At 76.1% G+C, this 18,712-nt stretch carries 13 protein-coding genes; 9 read left to right on the top strand and 4 right to left on the bottom strand.

Annotated features, from left to right (window positions below):
- Positions 1-72: 72 nt before the first annotated feature.
- The gene (locus ACQEVU_RS37530; RefSeq protein WP_433332193.1) at positions 73-507 is read right to left on the bottom strand and encodes a hypothetical protein; all 435 of its coding nucleotides are present in this window, start codon (positions 505-507) and stop codon (positions 73-75) included.
- Between the two features lie 34 nt (positions 508-541).
- Here ACQEVU_RS37530 and ACQEVU_RS37525 point away from each other — a divergent pair, with 34 nt between their 5' ends.
- Positions 542-916 carry a hypothetical protein gene (locus ACQEVU_RS37525; protein ID WP_433332191.1) on the top strand — a complete coding sequence of 125 codons (375 nt, stop codon included), beginning with the start codon at positions 542-544 and terminating at the stop codon, positions 914-916.
- Here ACQEVU_RS37525 and ACQEVU_RS37520 read toward each other — a convergent pair.
- Positions 897-1,265, bottom strand: a complete 369-nt coding sequence (locus tag ACQEVU_RS37520) for a hypothetical protein (protein WP_433332189.1) — start codon at positions 1,263-1,265, stop codon at positions 897-899. The genes ACQEVU_RS37525 and ACQEVU_RS37520 overlap by 20 nt on opposite strands.
- 114 nt (positions 1,266-1,379) lie before the next feature.
- On the opposite strand from ACQEVU_RS37520, the gene ACQEVU_RS37515 reads away from it, so the two are divergent.
- The 8 genes from ACQEVU_RS37515 (at position 1,380) to ACQEVU_RS37480 (ending at position 16,520) form a co-directional block, all read left to right on the top strand.
- On the top strand, positions 1,380-3,653 hold the full coding sequence (locus ACQEVU_RS37515) for a CHAT domain-containing protein (protein ID WP_433332187.1): 2,274 nt from the start codon (positions 1,380-1,382) through the stop codon (positions 3,651-3,653).
- Positions 3,654-3,690: 37 nt separating this feature from the next.
- Entirely contained in the window at positions 3,691-6,630 is a 2,940-nt protein-coding gene (locus tag ACQEVU_RS37510; RefSeq protein WP_433332185.1) for a helix-turn-helix transcriptional regulator, read from the top strand.
- Positions 6,593-8,962: a caspase family protein gene (locus ACQEVU_RS37505; protein WP_433332183.1), complete on the top strand. Its 2,370-nt coding sequence runs from the start codon at positions 6,593-6,595 to the stop codon at positions 8,960-8,962. Before ACQEVU_RS37510 ends, ACQEVU_RS37505 begins: the two co-directional genes overlap by 38 nt.
- A gap of 63 nt (positions 8,963-9,025) precedes the next feature.
- On the top strand, positions 9,026-9,250 hold the full coding sequence (locus tag ACQEVU_RS37500) for a hypothetical protein (protein WP_433332181.1): 225 nt from the start codon (positions 9,026-9,028) through the stop codon (positions 9,248-9,250).
- A 322-nt stretch (positions 9,251-9,572) separates the two neighbouring features.
- On the top strand, positions 9,573-10,517 hold the full coding sequence (locus ACQEVU_RS37495; RefSeq protein WP_433332179.1) for a hypothetical protein: 945 nt from the start codon (positions 9,573-9,575) through the stop codon (positions 10,515-10,517).
- A 158-nt stretch (positions 10,518-10,675) separates the two neighbouring features.
- Positions 10,676-13,366, top strand: coding sequence for a CHAT domain-containing protein (locus ACQEVU_RS37490; protein WP_433332177.1), 2,691 nt, complete (start codon positions 10,676-10,678; stop codon positions 13,364-13,366).
- Between the two features lie 20 nt (positions 13,367-13,386).
- Positions 13,387-16,338, top strand: coding sequence for a hypothetical protein (locus ACQEVU_RS37485; protein ID WP_433332175.1), 2,952 nt, complete (start codon positions 13,387-13,389; stop codon positions 16,336-16,338).
- Between the two features lie 2 nt (positions 16,339-16,340).
- The gene (locus ACQEVU_RS37480) at positions 16,341-16,520 is read left to right on the top strand and encodes a hypothetical protein (protein WP_433332173.1); all 180 of its coding nucleotides are present in this window, start codon (positions 16,341-16,343) and stop codon (positions 16,518-16,520) included.
- Positions 16,521-16,693: 173 nt separating this feature from the next.
- Here the strand turns inward: ACQEVU_RS37480 and ACQEVU_RS37475 are convergent, their stop codons facing one another.
- Both ACQEVU_RS37475 and ACQEVU_RS37470 read right to left on the bottom strand, forming a co-directional pair.
- The gene (locus ACQEVU_RS37475; protein WP_433325354.1) at positions 16,694-18,262 is read right to left on the bottom strand and encodes an IS1182 family transposase; all 1,569 of its coding nucleotides are present in this window, start codon (positions 18,260-18,262) and stop codon (positions 16,694-16,696) included.
- A gap of 178 nt (positions 18,263-18,440) precedes the next feature.
- The gene (locus ACQEVU_RS37470; RefSeq protein WP_433332171.1) at positions 18,441-18,692 is read right to left on the bottom strand and encodes a hypothetical protein; all 252 of its coding nucleotides are present in this window, start codon (positions 18,690-18,692) and stop codon (positions 18,441-18,443) included.
- Positions 18,693-18,712: the final 20 nt, after the last annotated feature.

Here is an 18,712-nt window from a genome sequence, read left to right as displayed (position 1 = left end):
GCGCCGCCAGCCCGACGAGGAGCAGCCCCCGCCGGGGTGCGCGCTCGTCGGGCGCCCGTTGTGCCCGTTCGATTATGCCCGTTCGATCCGGTCCAGCGCCGCGTTGCGCGGCACGTGCCGATGGAGCAGGTTGGCCTGACCGGCGGCCAGGATCGCCGCCACCACCGGCGTCTCCGCCCGCCGGATCTCGAGGTCGGCGTCCTCGGTCGCGGCCAGCACCAGCCGCGCCGCCTCGCCCCCGCCGAGCGCCTGCCAGGTCGGCAGCAGCGTCTGGTTGATGGCATCGTCGTACCATTCGGGCACCGTCGGCGGCGGCAGCTGCCCCGACCGCCACCGGTGCACGAGCGTCTGGGCCCACCGGTCCCAGAACGCGAGCTGAGCCAGCACGGTGGCCACGGTCCACCCGTCCCCGACGGGCCTGTCCAGTCCCTCGTCACCGAGGTCCTCAATGATTGCGATCAGCCGCTGCCGCGCGGCGGCGTTCTCATCCACGGGTACGCGCTCCACCCCTTCCACGGTAAGGCGATCCCCGCACCCACGCATGATCCACGAGCGCCCCGCGCCGATCGTCGTGCCGGCGGGCCGCGCCGCGGGGTGGATCCGGGGTGAAACCGCGGTTCACCCGTTTCATGGCGGGACCCAGCGCCTGGTCAACGGCACGATCATCGGCATGTTGCACCTCGATCCGGACAGCGTCCTCGTCACCACCGCCGCGGAGCTTCAGACGCGGCACCTCGAGCGGGATCCCGACGATCCCAGCCGCTGCGGCGCCTGCGGGGCGCTGCTGCCCTGCCCCGTCGAAGCCGCCGCCGCGCTCGTGTGCCGGGCCGGGGGGCTGTGGCTGGAGGGGGACACGATCGTCGACGCGCTCGAGCCGCCCACGCAGCTCATCGCCATCATTCCGGCGGAGGTCTGAGCCGGGCGCGGCGCTGGAGGTGCTCCTGCTCGTAGCCGGTCAGGTGCAGGGATGACAGGCCACGGGCCTGCTTGAACGCTATGCCGGCCTCGATCAGCGGCCACGCCGACGGGGTGTCCAGCGCGTCCTTGCCGAGCATCTCCCACACGACCCGGGCGGCGCCGAACGTGGCGAAGCCGCCCTGGTCGCCGGCCACCTCGGCGGCCAGGGCGGCGAGGAAGGCCTCGCGGTCGCGGACCGAGTAGTCGTACAACGCAGAGACGCGCTCGCCCCAGAGCGTCGCCGCGTCGATGCCGCTGTTGACCGGGTCCAGCTCGAAGCGGCCGAACCGGTCGAGGAACCGGCGCATGTCCGGGGGGAACGGGGACCGCCTTCCGCGGCCGAGCCATCGCATGCCGATCTCTGACGGACGGGGCTGTCCGTCAGAGAGAGGCGACGGTGGGTCGAGCCAGGGAGGTACACCGTGCGCAGCCGACGCCCGCCCCGGACGTCCTACGGCTACCTCGCGCCCGACCGGGCCCGGGTGCGCGGGTGGGAGTGCAACCACCCCGGCTGCGGGCGGGTCAGCGAGCCGGACGATCCGCCGCCCGCCCGGTGGCCGCACCCGTGCCCCGACTGCGGCGCGGACACCGACCCGACCTTCCCGGAGCCGTGGGCGCACGAGGCCCGCGGGTACCGCATCCGGCACGATCGCGCCTCGGCCGACCACCTCAGGCGCAGCCTTGCGGAGGTCGAGCTGCACGTCTGGGAGTACAAGGACGGCTGGCTGCGCGGCGACGAGACGGCCGTGGGGAAGGCCTGGCGCGGCTTCCGGGCCGCTCAGCGGCGCACCGGACTACCGCGGGGCTGGCTGTTCCACGAGCTGGTGCAGCTGGCGGCGGCCGCCGACGACCTCGACCGGGCCGCGCCGGAGCTGATGGAGTGGTACGCCGAGCTCCACCTCGGCCCGGGCCTGGACGACGACAACGAGCGGCGCACCGCGGTCCGCAACTTCGTGTCGCTGTCGGCCATCGTGCTCGAGCGCACCGCCTCCATCGGGCACCGGGACGAGGAGCGGCTGATGGCCGCGATGCGCGACGTCGTCCGGCGCGGGGACGAGGTGCTGACCGAGTCGCTGCACCGGCAGGTCCGGGCCGCGTACGAGCGGCGCGCCCGGCACCTGTCGAAGCGGCAGCTCGAGCGGGCGGTCCCACCGCCGGCGGCCGACCGCCGGCGCCGGACGGCCGTCGAGGACCACATCGCGCGCGTGGAGGCCCGCGCCGGACGCCGGGCCGCCGAGCGGACGCAGCGGGCCTGGCGTCAGGCGCTGCAGCGGCCCTGGACCGTCGACGAGAAGGTGCGCCTCGCCACCGCCTGGACCGGCTGGGCCGTCGGCACCGACGACCCCGAGCTGGCCGCCGAGGCCTACCGCCACCTCGTTGCGCTCGTGCCGCAGCAGGTCGCCGCGCGCCGCGACGCGCAGGACCGGCGGCGCGTGCTCGCCGCCGCGCAGGAGCACATCGAGGAGGCCGGGTACTGGCTGGCCCGCGACCACCGGTATCAGGAGGCGATCGTCACCCTGGAGACGGGGCGGGCGATCGGGCTCAGCGACGGCGCCGCGGTGTCCTACGCCGACATCAGCGCGACGACCGGCGACGGCGCCGTCGTGTACATCGCCGCGGCCAAGGCCGGCGGGTACGCGCTCATCGCGGCCGCCCGCCACGACCCGCAGTACGTGCAGTTGCGCCGGCTCAACCGGGCCGCCGTCGCCCGGCTCGCGGCCGACCTGCTGCCCGGCGGCGAGGCGGGACTGCGCGGCGCGCGGGAGGTCGACGCGCACGCGCCGGCCGCGCTCGACGCGACCGCCGCGGCGCTCAAGCGGCTGTGGGACGACGGCGTGCGGGACCTGGTGCTGCACTCGGCGCGGGGCGCGGTCGTCACCTGGGTGCCGATCGGGCTGCTGAGCCTGCTCCCGCTGCACGCCGCCGGGGAACCGGGGCCGCCCGGCGACCCGGCCACCGCGTGGCGCCACGCCGGGAACTTCTCCGCCGTGCGGTACGCGCCCAACGCCCGCACGCTGCGCCGGTGCCTCGACGCCGCGGCGGCCGCCCGGGGTGTACCGCAGACGCTCCTGGCCGTCGATGTGCCGTCGGGCCCGGGCGCGCCGGTGCTGCACCACGTGGCCCGGGAGACCGCGGAGGTGGCGAAGCGCTGGCCCGGGCCGGTCCGCCTGGCCCACGGCTGCACCTGGGAGCAGTTCCGCGCCGCCGCCGGCGAGCCGGGCGTGTGGCACCTCGCCTGCCACGGCGAGGCCCGGCCGCACGCCATCCTCGACAGCCGGCTCCTGTTCGCCGACCGCGACGTCACCCTCGGGGAGCTGCAGGCCGAGCTGCGGCCCGCGCCGCGGCGCCTCGCGGTGCTCTCGGCCTGCGAGTCCAACCTGACCGGCACGGACCTGCCCAACGAGGTCGTCGGGCTGCCGTCGGCGCTGCTGCGGGCCGGCTTCGCCGGGGTGATCGCCAGCGCCTGGAAGGTCGACGACCTCGCCACCGCGTACCTCATGACGGCGTTCTACGACCGCTGGTGCCACGCCGGGCACGAGCCGGCGGTGGCGCTCCACCTGGCCCAGCAGTGGCTGCGCACCGCCACCCGGGCCGACCTGCACAACCTGCTGCCCTGCCTCGAGCCGGGCGGCGGCGGGGAACATCCGTACGGCGCGCCGCGGTTCTGGTCGGCGTTCGCGTACACGGGGGCTTGAGACGATGTATGACGGCGGCGCACGAGAGGGTGTGGCGATGGACCACAGGGCGGAGCCGGCGTTCGTCGGCCGCGGCGAGGAGCTGGACCGGTTGCGGCGCCGCCTCGCCGACGTCCGCGACGGCGAGGCGCGCACGGTGCTGGTCAGCGGCGAGGCCGGGGTCGGCAAGAGCCGGCTGCTGCGGGAGTTCAGCGCGATCGCGCGCCAGGCGGGGGCGCACGTGCTGCACGGCTCGTGCGACGAGTCGCTCGACGGCGAGGTGCCGTACCTGCCGCTGACCGAGGCCCTCGAGGGCTTCGGGCGCGAGCACGGGCGCGCCGCGGCCGAGCTCGGCGGGCCCTCGTACACGATGCTGGCCGGCCTCTTCGACGGCACCGGGCAGGCGGGCGCCCTCGGCACCCAGCACCAGGTGTTCCTCGCCGTGCGCAAGATGCTCGACCACATCGGCGAACGCGCGCCGGCCGTGCTCATCCTCGAGGACCTGCACTGGGCCGACCCGTCCACGCTCGGCCTCGTCGGCGCCCTCGCCCGCGCCGTGCCCGAGGACCGCCGGGTGCTGCTGGTCTGCAGCCACCGGCCCGTCGCCGCGATGCTCGACACGCCGCTGTGGAAGCTGCTGGGCAACGCCGACTTCCTGCGCCGGGTCGAGCAGTTCCCGCTGCCGGTGTTCACCAAGGCCGAGCTGCGCCGGTTCATGACCGACATCGCCGGCCGGCCCGTGCCGCCCGAGCTCGTCGAGCGCTGCCAGGACTGGTCCGACGGCATCGCCTTCCACGCCGAGCTGCTCATGACCTCCGAGCTGCTCGACCGGCCCGGCACGGACCTGCCGCACGCGATCACCGACGTCATGATGGCCCAGGTCGTCTCGGCGGCACCGGCCGCGAAGAAGGTCCTGCGGGTGGCCGCGGTCGCCGGGCGGCGGATGAGCCACGGGCTGCTGCGCACGGTCAGCGGCCTGCCGGGCGGCGACCTCGACGACGCCCTGCAGGACTGCCTGGACCGGCGCATGCTCGCGGAGGACCACACCAGCGGGGTGTACCGGTTCCGCCACGCCCTGCTGCGCGAGGCCGTGTACCGCAGCATCGCCACCGGCAGCACCCCCGAGCTGCACGCGCAGATGGCGCTGGCCCTGGCCGCCGACCCGCGGCTCAGCCTCGGCGACGAGCGCACCGCCGACGCCGAGCTCGCCTACCACTGGCACCAGGCCGGCCGCCTGCCCGAGGCCCTCGCCGCGGCCGTGCGGGCCGGCCAGGCGGCCCGGCAGACCCTCGCCTTCCCGTCCGCGGAGCAGCAGTTCGCCCGCGCGCTGGAGCTGTGGGACGACGTCGTCGACGCCGAGGCCCGGGCCGGGCTGCCCCGGGTGGAGCTGCTCGCCGCCGCGGCCGACGCGGCCCGCTGGTCGGGCCACATCGGCCGGGCCGTCGAGCACGCCCGCGCCGCGATCGCGCTGGTCGACCCGGTCGCCGACCCCGACCGAGCCGGGCTGCTGCAGGAGCGGATGGGCAACTACCTGTGGGAGGCTGGGCAGCGCGCCGATTCGCCGAAGGCGTACGACGAGGCCGCCCGCCTGCTGCGGGGGCGGCCCCCGTCGGCGGTCAAGGCGCGGGTGCTGAGCGCCCGGGCGCTGCACGACCTGCGCCGCGGGCGGATCGCCGACGGGCAGGTCAAGGCCGAACAGGCCCTGGAGATGGCCCGGGCCGTGGGCGCCCGCGCCGAGGAGGGCCGCGCGCTCAACGTCAGCGGCGCCGCGCTCGGCCTGCGCGACGACCCCGGGACCGGCGTCGCCCGGCTCCGCGCGGCGATCGACATCGCGCGGCAGGTGCAGAACCTGGAGGACCTCTTCCGGGCGTACAGCAACCTCGGCTTCGTCCTGGAACACTCGGGCCGGCTGGGCGAGGCCGCCGACACCAACCTGGAGGGGCTCGCCGAGGCGCGCCAGCTCGACCTGCAGGACAGCCGGCAGGCCACCGTCCTGGCCAACAACGCCAGCACCGCCCTGGCCCAGCTCGGCCGGTGGGACGAGGCCGAGGCCGTCATCACCGAGACCACGCTGAGCCGGCAGGTCGGCGAGAGCCTCTACCCGCGGCTCACCCTCGCCGAGATCCTCGTCGCCCGCGGCCGCTTCGACCGGGCCCGCGACCTGCTCGACTCGGTCGCCGCGGTGGCGGGGGAGACCGATGACGTCCTGCTGCAGGGGCCGCTGCACGCGTACCAGGCCGAGCTGGCGCTGTGGCAGGGCCGCACGGCCGACGCCGAGCGGCACGTGCTCGACGGCATCGAGCGGGTCAGGGGCGGCGAGAACGCCGTGGAGCAGCTGCGGCTGTGCGCGCTGGGGCAGCGCTGCGCCGCCGACCGGGCCGACCCGGCGGCCGGCGACCGGTTCGCGCTGCTGGCCAGCGAGGCGGTCACCGGTGACTCGCCGACCGCCGAGATCGCGCTGCTGATCCAGCTCTGTGCCGCCGAGCGGCGCCGGATCCGCGGCGAGGACGCCGCGGCGCTGTGGGAGCAGGTCGCCCGCGGCTGGACGGGGCTGCAGCGGCGCTACCCGGCGGCGTACGCGCGCTGGCGCAAGGCCGAGGCCGCCCACCGCGACGGCGACGAGGCCGGCGCCCGGGAGGCCGCCCGGGTGGCGCACGCCGCCGCCCGCGACCTCGGCGCCGAGCCGCTCGGCCGGAGCATCGAGGCGCTCGCCGAGCGGGCCGGCTTCGCGCTGGCGACCGCGCCCGAGCCGGACAAGCCGCCGTTCGACCTGACGCCGACCGAGTACACCGTCTTCAAGATGATCAAGCAGGGCCTGGAGCCGAAGGTCATCGCCCAGCGGCGCAACGTGTCCGTGCGCACCGTCGAGACGCAGCTGCAGCGCATCTACAGCAAGACCGGGGTACACGACCGGCCCGCGCTCATCCTGCTGGCGGAGCCGTCCGTCAGAGAAGAGCATGATGCGAAGAGCGCTCCTGATCGGCGCGCAGACCGGTGAGCTCGAGGGTGTCGACAACGACGTCGCGGCGATGGCCGACGCGCTTGGGCCCCGCGGGTTCGGCATCCGGACGCTGACCGGGGCGTCGGCCACCCGCAAGGGCATCATCGAGGCGTACCGCGAACTCGTCGACGACACCGCACCGGGCGACGCCTGCGTCGTGTACTACAGCGGCCACGGCGGCCTGCTGCGCCCGCCGGACGACGCGCCGCCGCCGGCCGACGACCCGCTCGGGGCGGGCCGGCCGGACCTGCAGTTCATCGTCCCGGCCGACTACCACGACTCGACCGCCGAGGACTTCCGCGGCATCACCGGGCTGGAGCTGTCGTCGCTGCTGGCCACGCTCACCGACGTCACCGCCAACGCCACCGTCGTGCTCGACTGCTGCCACGCGGCGCACGTGTCGCGGCGGCCCGACCGGCGGGTCAAGGCCCTGCTGCGCCCGGCGGAGACGGGGACGCAGGTGACGTACGACAGCGTCCGCCGGCACGACGAGCGCTGGACGCCGCGGCTGCGCGGCCTGCACAGCAACCCTCGGGCCGTGCGGGTCGTGGCGTGCGCGCCGCACGAGTCGGCGTGGGAGGCCGCCAACCGCCACCGCGTCACCATGGGCGTGTTCACCGACGCCCTGGCCCGGATCCTCGACGCGACGCGGGACCTGCGGATCAACTGGCTGACGCTGCTCGACGCCGTGCGCCGCGAGGTCCAGGACCTCTCGCCCACCCAGCGGCCCGAGGCCGAGGGGCCCTCCGGGCGGCTGCCGTTCGAGACCGAGGAGCTGTACCCCACCGCCACCCTCCCCGTCGTGGTCACCGACCCGGGCCGCATCCGGCTGCTCGGCGCGCCGCTCATCGGCGTCCGGCCCGGCGACGAGTTCGCGATCATGCCGGCCGCCGCCGCCGACCCGGACGACGGCGAGCCGGTCGGCACCGCCCGGGTCACCGGCCTGCTGCCGATGGCCGCCGCGGCCGACCTGGCGCTCGCCCCGGGCCGGGCCGAGGTGCCCGCGGACGCGCGCGCCCATCAGACCCTGGCCGCCGAGCCCCGGATGCCGGTGCGCCTGCCCGACCACCCGGCGGCCGCCGACCTGGCCGCCCGGATGGCGGTGCGGCCCCTGCTGCGGCCCGCGGAGCCCGGCGAGCGCGCGAGCATCGCCGTCGCGGCCGGCGTCGCGGGGCTCGTCGTGCACGACGGCGTCGGGCCGCTGCACGCGCCGCATCCGGCGACCCCGGCCGGTCTCGACGAGATCGTGGCCAACCTGCTGCGCATCGCCCAGGCGACCGCGGTGCGCCGGCTCGCGGCCGACCCGGCCGCGGGGCTGGACCACGTGCGCGTCGAGTGGGGGCGGGCCGGCAATGGGCGGCCCGAGCCGCTGCCGGCGACCGGCGGGCTGCTCTACGGCCAGGGCGGCGACCACCTCTACGTGGCCGTGCACAACGACGGCGACGGCGACGTGTACTGCTCGCTGATCGACATCGGGGTCTCGTACCGCATCCAGTTGCTCACCGCCGCGGACCCCGGCGGCCGCCGCATCCGGCGCCGCTCCGCCTTCGTCTACGGCCGCAGCGAGGACACCGGCCGGCTCGACGGCGCCGCCGTGCGCTGGCCCGCCGGCATCGACGCGTCGCAGCCGCGGCCGGAGACCATCCTGGCCGTCATCAGCGACGCCCCGGTCGACGTGAGCGTGCTGCAGCAGGCGGGGGTGCGCGGGGCGACGCCGCTCTCGCCGCTGGCCCGGCTGCTGACCCAGGCCGTCTTCGGCGGTACGCGGGAGGTCGGGCCGATGCCGGGGCGCATGCCGCGGTACACCGTCGTGCCCGTCGACTTCTCCCTCAGCCCGTCGGCGGCGCCGGCCCGGGAGGCGGCCGCCTTCGCCGTCGACGACCGCCCGTCGGAGGCGGTGCGCGAGCTGGCGCCGCGCGGCGAGCCGCCCGTGCCGGTCGCCGTGCGGCTCGACGACGTCGCCGTGCCCGCGCCGTACCGGCTCGACGCGCTCGTGGTCACGGACGGGCCGGGCGGGCGGCCGGTGTACCGGGCGGCGACGGTGCGGCCCGGCGGCGACCCGCTGCTCTACGAGGGGCCCGCGGCCGACCGGCTCGACGTCGCCGTGTGGGCCACCCCCGACGCGCCCGGCCGGCCCGGACTCGCCGACGAGCTGCCGGAGGGCCTCGCGGACGTCGCCGCGGCCGTGGACGCCGCCGAGCGCGTCCTGGGCGACGGCGAGGGGCTGTACCGCACCACGTTGCTGGCCCGGGAAGACTTCGGCGCGGGTGCGCACCGCCGCCGCTGCGGCGATTTCGCATTCACGCTGGAAATTGCGGCCGGCGCCTGAGAAAGGGCGCGCGAGCCGTCCGTCAGAGAACACCAGGAGAAACAAGACCGAAGGAGAAGCACCATGGCGAAGAAGCTGATCGTCGGGCAGTCCGAGTGGAGCATCAGCGACGAGGAGGCGCCCGGCGTGGCCAAGCTGGTCCGCGAGGCGATGCAGAGCCGCACGCTGGTCGAGCTGCCGCTGCTGGACGGCGCGGGCCGCCCGGTCACGGTCTTCCTCAACGGCGCCGTCGCCCCGACCGTCGTGCTCGACCTGGACGGCAACCCCCGCCCGAGCGAGCTGGCCTGAGCGCGCGGGGCCGGGTCCCGCCCGGGTCCCGGCCCCGTACGTAGATCGACCGGGCATACGTAAGCGACGGTATCTCGCCATGGTGGCCCTAGGCTCGAAATCACCATCAAGGCCAATATCGAAATCAGCCTACGGCGCAGTTCTTCGGACCCCCGAGACGTTGAGACGCGGCTTCTTCGCCGCGCGTTGACGCCTGCCTTCCGAACGAGCCGCGCGACGGATTTCGATACGGAGGCCAGGGCCTGTGGTCAATAGCGAGGAACTCCCCGAGGCATCTGCATTCGTCCGAACCAAAGCCCGGGAAGGAACGCTCAAGGAATACGTGCGGTCCGTCGACGCCGAGCGGCGGCGGTGGCTGCGCGCCGGCGCCTGCGAGATCGCCTGGCCGATCGTGTTCGGCCGGCTGACCTCGAAGGTCGAGCACCGCAAGGGCCACTTCCTGTGCGCCACTGCGGTACAGCGCCTGGAGCCCGAATGCCTGGATTCCTTTCACAACGACGTCGACAGCCTGATCGACCACCTCTTCGCCCACGCCGACGTGCCGATCCTCAATCTCGAGGGTTGGCTGACGATGTGCCTGCAGCGGGCCGTCGTCAACGGGCACCGTCTGCGGCGTTACGCGAAGGGCGCCCAGCAGCGGCCGCGCACCCCGCTGTGGCTGCAGAAGGCCCTCGGCCACGACCCGTGGCTGATCGAACTGGCCACGGCGGTCCTGGAATGGGCCGGGATCGACGCCACCGCGGGCGCCGGGCCGTGGCCGATCATGGCGTGGGCCGAGCGGCGGGCCGCGAAGACCGGCGACCACCTCGGCGGCGAGGCGGCCGTCAACCGCGACCTCGCGGTGGTGCTCGCGGCGATGCGCCGGCGGCCGAAGTACTACCAGCAGGCGGTGGAAATTCCGCTGGGGACCAAGCCGGCGCCCGTGTTCGCCGCCCGGCGCACCGAGAACGGGTCGTTCGTGGAGCCGGAGCCGCTGCTGCTGACCGAGCGGTACGAACACGACGACTCGGTGATGCAGGAGCTCGCCGCGACGGCGCTGGACGCGATCCGGCGCCGGGTGCGGCGGGGCGAGGACACCAGGGCGGTCGTCGCGGAGGTGCTCGGGGCCGTGTTCGGCGCGGCCCCGGCCGGCGGCGAGATGGATGCCGGCCCGTGCGCCGGCGTGGGGGGACCGGAGCAGGCGGTCGCGCTGATCGCCGATCCGGTGCGGTTCGACCGCATTCTCGCCGCCGTGCATGACCTGCTCGAGGAGGAGGCCGGCGCCTGAACGGCGCCGGCCGCCTTCCCGGCGGGAGGAGGGGGGCGGACGGTTCGCGGCCGGGGGAAAGGTCGCGGACCGTCCGTCGAACGGCCGCTCGGGGCGCGAACCGTCCGTCAGGTAAGCGAAAGCAGCCAGAAGGTTCCATCGAACTCGAGGAGCGCGAAGTGTCCGAAGAGCCCGCCGACGTCGTCGCGCGGTGTGCGGTCGCGGTCATCCACGCGCGCACCAGCCGCGGCGCCGCCCGCGCGGCCGCCGTCGACAACGCGGTCCGCGAGCTGGCGGGCCTCCCGCCGGGCGGCCCGGCCGGCGCCGTCCTGGCCGCCGACATCATCCGGCTGCTGCTGCGCCCCGAAGGGCCGGACCTGCCGCGGCTGCGCGCGCTCGAACCGCTGCTGGCCCGGGCCGACCGGCACCCGCCGGACGAGCCGGACTGGCCGCGGATGCACGCGGCGGCGCGACTGACCGCGCTCGCCCGGGCCGCCGCCGAGATGGAGATCGACGACCCGCGAGCCGCGCTGCGGCGGGCCGACGACATCGCCGGCGAGCTGCCCCACGACGCCCTCGTGCAGACGCTGCACCGCAGCACCCGGATGTGCCTGGAGCTGCTCGCCGGCCTGCAGTTCGGCGACGAGGCCCTGATCCGCGACCTGCCCGGGCAGGTCGAGCACCTGCGCGGCGTTGCCCGCGGCAACGAGGAGATGCTTCGGCTGGTCGACACCCTCGGCACGCTGTCGGCGACGCTGTCGGCCTCCCACCGCGGCGACACCGGCGCGGTCGCCGAGGGCATCGCGCGGCTGGACGGCGCGGGACCGGTCCCCGGCCTGCCCGACTTCTACGACATGGACGCCGTGCGCGCGATGCTCGGCGCGTTCACCTCCACGACGGACCCGGTACCGGCGCCTGGAGCGCCAGCGGCCGGCCGACGGGCCGTCGCGCCGGAGGTGCTGCGGCGCATGGCCGAGCTCCCGGGCGCCTCTGCCGGTGACCGGGCGTTGCACCTGGCGGTGCTCGGCGGGCTGACCCTGCGCGGCGGCGAGGAGACCGACCCCGACCGCATCGACGCCGCCGTCGCCGACCTGCGCCGCAGCCTCGCGCTGGCCGAACCGGCCGACCCCCGGCGGCCCTTCTACAAGGCATCGGTGGCATTCGGGCTGTGGCTGAAGGCCCGCGCCGACGGCTACGCCTCCGGCCTCGACGAGGCCGTCGAGCTGCTCGAGCAGGCGCGGGCCGAGGCCGGCGGGCCCGAGGACCCGGCGTGGAGCATCATCAACGGGGCGCTGTCCGAGGTACACCGCGAGCACGGCAGCGACCGGGCCGCCGCCCGCCGGGCCGGGCTCGACGGCCTGCGCGCGTACGCCTCGCGGGTGCTGCTGCAGGCCGACCCGCTCGCGGCCCGGATCGCGGCCCGCGACGCCGCTCGCGACGCCATGGACGTCGCCGTGCGCTGCCTCATGGACCACGCCCCGGCCGATGCGCTGCGGGCGCTCGACGCCGGCCGGGGCCTGATGCTGTTCGCCGCCACCGAGCTGCGCGACCCGACCCGCCGGCTCGCCGAGGCCGGGCATCACGCGCTGGCCGAACGATGGCGGGCCGCCCAGGCCGGGGAGCCGCCGCCGGACCTGCGGCGCGAGGTGATCGAGGTCCTCGCCCGCGACGCGGCCGTCCTCGAGTCCCCGGGGCTCGAGGAGATCCAGGCGGCGCTGCGCCGGCTGGGGGCGGACGCGCTGGTGTACCTCGTCCCGGGCGATTCGGGGACGGCCCGCCCCGGCTGGGCGGTCATCGCGCCCGCCGACGACCGGCCCAGCTACCTGGCACTGGCGAACCTGGCCGTGGACGACAGCGTCGACGTCGAGCGGTACCTGCACGCGCTCACCGCCCGCGACGTCGAACCCGAGATGCCCGAGCTGCACGACAGCCTCGACGGGCTGTGCGCATGGGCGTGGAAGGCGGCGATCGGGCCGTTGCTGCGGGCGCTGCCGTCGGCCGCCGGCCGGGTGCAGCGGCTCGTGCTGGTGCCGATGGGCGACCTCGCCCGCATACCGTGGCAGGCGGCCCGCGACCCCGAGGGCGGCTACGCCGTCGAGCGGGTCGCGATCTCCCAGACCGCGTCGGCCCGGATGCTGTGCGACTCGGCCGCCGCCGGCCCGGTCCGCCTGACCTCCGCCGGGCTCGTCGTCGCCGACCCCGACACCGGCGGCCACGCCGCCGACCTGCCCGCCGCGCGGCTCGAGGCGCATGCGGTACACCGGGCGTTCTACCGCGGCGCGCGCTACGTGGGCCGGCTTCCCGACGGCACGGTGAGCCGCTCCGGCCCCGGCTCCCCCGACGACGTGCGCGAGTGGCTGCGGGCCGACGACGCCGAGGCCGGCGCCGTGCTGCACCTGGCCTCGCACGGCGTCATGCAGGCCGGCCGGACGGTCGCGTCCTCGCACCTGCTGCTGGCCGGCGGCGAGCGCCTGACCGCGGACGAGCTGGTCGGGCTGCTGGCCGCGAACCGCCGCACGGTCGGGCTCGTGGTGCTGGCCGCCTGCCACACGGGCCGGTCGGTGCACGGGTACGACGAGGCGTACAGCCTGGGCACGATGTTCCTCGCGGCCGGCGCCCGCACGGTGCTGTCGACGCAGTGGAGCGTGCCGGACCGGGCGACGTCGCTGCTGATGTACATGTTCCACCACCACCTGATGGCCGAGCGCCGCCCCGCCTGGGACGCGCTGCGCCGGGCCCAGCTGTGGATGCTCGACCCCGCCCGGCGCGCGCCCGCCGGCATGCCCGAACCGCTGCGCGCGATGCTCCGCGGCCCGACCGACCCGGCCCGGGTCACGGCCTGGGCCGGCTTCATCCACTGGGGACAATGATCAACCGGAAGGCGAGTCCGATGGACGACCGACTCACCGCGCTGCGCGACCGGCTCACCGGTCTGTCGGGCGCGGCGCGGATCCAACCGCTGCTGGAGCTGGGCCAGGCGCTGGCCGACCGGTACTGGCGCACCGGACCGGGCCGCCCGGCCGGCCGCCCCGACCTGGACGCGGCGATCGAGGCCTGCCGGGAGGCGCACCGGCTGCTCGACCCCGCCGCCGCCGTGCGCGGCAACGTCGCGGCGAACACCGGCTGGCTGCTGGGCATCCGCTACACCGTGCACGGCTCCGCCCAGCCGGACCGCGAGGCCGCGATCACGCTGCTCGAGGAGGCCCTCTCGAGCGCGACCGTGGCGCCCGTGCTGGCCGCGATGGCGCGGGTCGTCGTCGCGCAGCTGTACCTCGGCCGCGTCGTCGAGGAGCTGCGCACCCTGGACGCCGGCCGCCTGATGAACGGCGCCCGCCCGACCACGGGCGCCGACGCCGACCGGGCCGCCGCCCGCCTGCGCGAGGTGCTGGCCGGCCCGGCGATGAACGCCGAGATCACCACGGCCGCCGAGGGCATGCTGCCGATGGCCGAGGCGCTGGAGACGATGCTCGCCGGCCTGGGCGGCGGCGGCCTGCCGACGTTCGACCTGGACCGCCTGGCCAAGGCGATGGCGGCGGCCGAGAAGCTGCGCCGGGGCATGGGCGGGGTGCCGCCGGCGGCGAGCTCCACGACGTCGCCGGCCCCGTTCCTGTCGGCGGCGATCGCGGCGGCCGACCCGCTCGACTACCCCGTCGCCGTGGTCCGAGACGCCTCCCCGCCGAAGACGGCAACGGTGCCACGCCCCCGCCCGGCCCCACCACCATCGGCCACACCATCACCGGCCACACCACCACCGGCCGCACCGGCGCCGGCGGACGCCGCCCGGGCCGCGGCCCGCCGGCGGCTGTCGAGCCTGGCCGGGGCCGCCGGCGCGCAGCCGTGGGAGCAGGCGCTGTCGGTGCTGCTGGCCGGGCCCGGCGAGCATCCGCGGGCGGTCGTCGACGCGTTCGCCGGCGCCGCGGCCAACGCGGTCGACCTGGCCGGCGAGCCGGACGGCGTCGACCACCTGGTCCTGGCGACCGCGCTGTACCTGCGCGACGACGACGACCGCGACGCCGCCGCGGAGCACCTGCAACGGGCCGCCGAGCTGATCCCGGACGGGCATCCGGCCGCCGCGGCCGTGACCGAGGCGTTCGGGGCGTTCGCCGACGCCGATCGGCCGTTCGCGGGCCCGGCGGCGGCCGCGGTCCCCGCCCTGCGCCGGGGCCGGGCCGCACTGCGCGCCAACACATCGATCGATGTCGGCGAGATGGTCCGGGCGGCCGACGCGCTGCCGGCCGGGCATCGGCTGCGGGCGGCGCTGGCCCGCGCGGCCGGCCAGGCCCGGCTCGCCGCGGCCGTGCGGACGGGCGATCCGGCGGCCATACGGGCCGCCGCCGCCGAGGTGCCCTCGCCCTTCGCACGCGCGATCGTGGCGCTCGCCGACCGCGACGACGCCGGGCTGCGGGCGGCGGCCGCCGCGATCGCGCCCGAGGCCGGCTCGCCGGCCGTCGGCGCCGTGCTCGGGGCCCTGCGGCTGCACCCGGAGGCGGATGCGGACCTGGACGCCGTGATCGCCGAGCTGCAGGCGGCCGCGGTCGCGCTCGACGCCGCGGACGAGGCGGCCGAATCCGGGCTGCGGACCCGCACGTGGCGGCGGCTCGCCGCGGCATACCGGCGCCGGGGCGCGGCCGGTGACGCCGGGCGGGCCCGGGCCGCGGCGATCGCGGCCCTGCGCGGCGCCGACCAGGATCCCGCGTGGGCGGCCCGGTTCGCCGGCTGGCTGCTCGCCGACGGCCGGGCCGAGGACGCCTTCGCCGCGCTCGAGGTGGCCGCCGGGGCGCGGGCCCGGCCGGGCGCGGGGCTGGGGGAGGACGTGGTGGCCGCGATGACCGGGGTGGCCGTCGCCGGGGCGCCGCGGCCGGAGACGCCGTCCGCCGGCGAGGTGGCGGGGGCGCTGCGGGCGATGGGGGCGGCGGCGCTGGTGTACGTACATCCGACCGACGAGGCGGGGCGCACCGTCGGGGTGCTGTGCCTGGACGCGACGACCGAGCAGCTCGACGTGGCCGCCAACGTGCCGGTCACCGATCCGCTGGTGGCCGACGACCCGACCTGGCCGGCGATCGTCGAGCGGTGGCGGGAGCAGGGGCGGCGGGCGCGGATCCTCGTGGCCGCCGGCGACGGGCCGGCCGGCATCCCGCTGGCCGCGGCGCGCATCGCCGGCGGGCGGCGGGTGGCCGAGGAGTTCGACGTCTCGCGGGTGGCGGGGGGCGCCGAGGCCGTCCGGCTCAGCCGGCGGGAGCTGCGCCCGATCGCCGTCGAGCCGGTCTTCGTGGTCAACCCGCGCGGCGACCGGGAGGCGGACATGATCGACGTCATGGTGCTGCGGCGGATGTTCTACCCGCGCTCGGTCTGCCTCGGGCTGGCGCTGGAGCCCGTCGACGGCGCCGGGCGCCCCGCCGACCTGACCGCCCGGCTGCCGAAGGCGTCGCTGGTCCACCTCGCGTGCGGGGTGCGCGGCGCGGCGCTGGAGCTCGCCGGCGACCAGGAGCTGCCGGCCGCGGCCATCGGGGCCGCGAGCGGGCTGGCGATCCTGCCGGCGACGGCGCACGCGGGCTTCACCGCCATCGCCGACGCGCTGCTCGCCGCGGGGTGCACCGGGGTGGCCGGGTGGCTGCGGCCCGTCGACCCGCCGGTGGCCGCGCTCGCGCAGTTCATGCTGCACCTGGCGCTCGTCGTCGAGGGTTCCGCGCCGGCGACCGCGGTGGGCGCGGTGCAACGCTGGATGATCAATCCGGACCGCACCGTGCCGCCGGATCTGCCGGCCCCGCTCGCGGCGGTGGCCCGCGGGACGGACCTGACCGTGCCGGCGCTGTGGGCGTCGCTGACCTACCGGGGGCGGTGAGCGTGGCCGGCGACGAGATCGAGAACGCCGACGTCATCGGCGAGCTGCTGCTGCGCGAGCTGCGCGGTGCGGTCGAGGACCGGCGGCGGGCGGGCGACGACCCGGCCGAGATCACCGCGGACCTCACCGGGAGGCTGTGCCGGGTGCGCAAGCTGTGCCCCGATCCCTCCGACCAGGACTAGGTGGCTGGTGTTAAACGGTGGTTGGCCGGTGCTGCCGGTCGGCCACCGTTGGTCCTTGGGGCTTGGTCTGTCGATGGTGTAACGGGCGGTTCTTGGCGTGGTTCCGTTGGCGCGTAGGCGTTTGTGGCGGTTGGCCGGCATCAGTGAGTTGCTGTTGTGGTGTCGGTGGTGGTTCAGGCGGGTTTGAGGGTCCAGCCGCTGCGGGTGGTGTGGGTGAGGCTGAGGGTGGCGAGTCTGGCGAGGTTGGTTGCGGCGGCGAGGAGGTTGAAGTCGGCGGCGGTGCGTAGCAGGCCGCGCATGCGGGCGCGACGTCCGCCGTGGCGGTGGCGCATGAGGTGGGCGATCTTGCGTTCGACCTTGGGGCGGGTCGCGCGGTAATCGGCCTGCCAGTCGGGGTCCTGCTGGCGGGTGCGGGCGGCGGTGAGCCGGGCTTCGTGGTGGCCGATCGTGATGCTGCGGCCGGTTTTGGAGTCCGTGCATCCGGGCTGCAGGGGGCAGGTGGTGCAGGCCCGGCCGAAGTCGGCCCGGCCTGCGTGGCGGCCTTGGCCGCGGGCCGGCCGGATCCGGATGGTGGTGCCGTTGGGGCAGGTCACCGTGTTCGCGTTGAGATCGATGTCGAAGCGGTCTTTCGGGTACTTCCCAGCGGGTGCGCTCGGTGGCTGCACCTTCGTCATCGCGGTGATCGCGGCGGTGTCGAGGTGGTGCAGGACCTCACCGGCGCCGTAGGCGGCATCGCCGTAAACCGCTGCGGTGCCCTCGGCCGGGCTGGTGCCGGCCGGGCTGGTGAGGTCGGTGATGAGGCCGGCGACGGGTTCGGCGTCACCGGTGTTGCCGGGGGTGACCGCGGTCGCGGTGATGACCTCACTGTCGGGGTCGACGGCGATGTGGCCTTTGTAGCCGTCGAAGCCGCGGTGGTTGGTCTTGTGCCCGTGCCGGGCCTGCGGGTCGACGGTGGAGATGACCCGGTCCGGGGCGACCTTCCGAGCGATCCGCAGGGTGCCGTCGGGGCCGGTCTCCAGGTCCTGGCCCAGCACGGTGGCCAGCAGCCGGGTCGCCTCGCCGACCGGCGCCGGCAGGTCCTTGACCCCGTCGAGCGCGGCGAGCAGGGCGTAGCCGTCGCGGGCCCGGGAGTCCACGAGCGCCTCACGGGCGGCCGGGTCGTCCCAGTCGATGACCGGCTTGCCCGCCGCGGCGTACTCGTCGCCGCTGCCCAGCACCGCCCGCAGCCGGCCCGCCAGGCCGTTACCGGCCACGGTGAGCAGCCCGCGGATCGCCGAGCGGATCAGCGTGATCGTGTCCATCGTGGCGACCGCGTCATACAGGGGTGTGGAGTCCAGGACCCGCCGCCGGCCGACCAGACCAGCGGCCCGAGCGGCGGCCAACGCCACCTCGAAGATCCGGTCCGGCTGCCGGGAGCGGCGCAGCCGCTCGCGCATGTCGACCAGCACGGTGTGGGCGAACCCGGCCCGGCCGCCGTCCCAGCCACCGACCCCGGCGGCGTAGCGCCACCGGGCATCGAACGTGAACCGGTCCACCGCCTCGCGGTCGGACAGTCCTTCCAGGCGTTGCAGCACCATCACCGTGGCCACCACCGAGGGCGGTACCGACCGGCGGCCGACCGCGGCGAACAGGTCGGTGAACATGCTGTCCGGAAACAGCGTCTCGCGATGCTCGTGCAGGAACCCGAAGATCGAGTTGCCCGGGAGGGTCTCGCCGCAGAACCGGGTAACCGGGTCCAGCAAATCCAACTGCTGTGACGCCCTGCCTAACGCCATCCCAGCAAACTAGCCGAAATACATCGAAAACGATGGCCGCCACGCCGGTGCCGGCCATCGTTTAACACCAGTCACCTAGCGCCTGTGTCATGACTGAGGCGGGGCTGCGGCCGGCCCAGATTCCGCCCCAGTCATGAAACAGGCGCTAGCCCGGGGGATCGTTGGGGTCGCGGGCGGAGTCGGCGGCGTTGAGGCGGCGCAGGCGGGCCAGGCGCTCCGTGAGGTCGGCGGTGATCTCCTCGGGGTCGGTGCCGGACTCGCGCGCCGCGCGGCCGGCGGCCTGTAACTCCTGGCGGAGTACGGCGGCCACCCGTTCGGCCTGCTCGTCGGCGCCTGTGCCGGCGGCCGATCCGTCCCCCGCGGACGGGCCGTCCGTCCGGCCGGGCGTGTCGGTCATCACCCAATAGTGGCAGACAG

Origin of the sequence: Dactylosporangium sp. CA-139066 (genome assembly GCF_050936175.1) — a bacterium.
In the GTDB taxonomy this organism is placed as follows: Bacteria; Actinomycetota; Actinomycetes; order Mycobacteriales; family Micromonosporaceae; genus Dactylosporangium.
The sequence above is the reverse complement of the archived record's forward strand: the minus strand, read 5'-3'. Positions and strand labels throughout refer to the sequence as shown.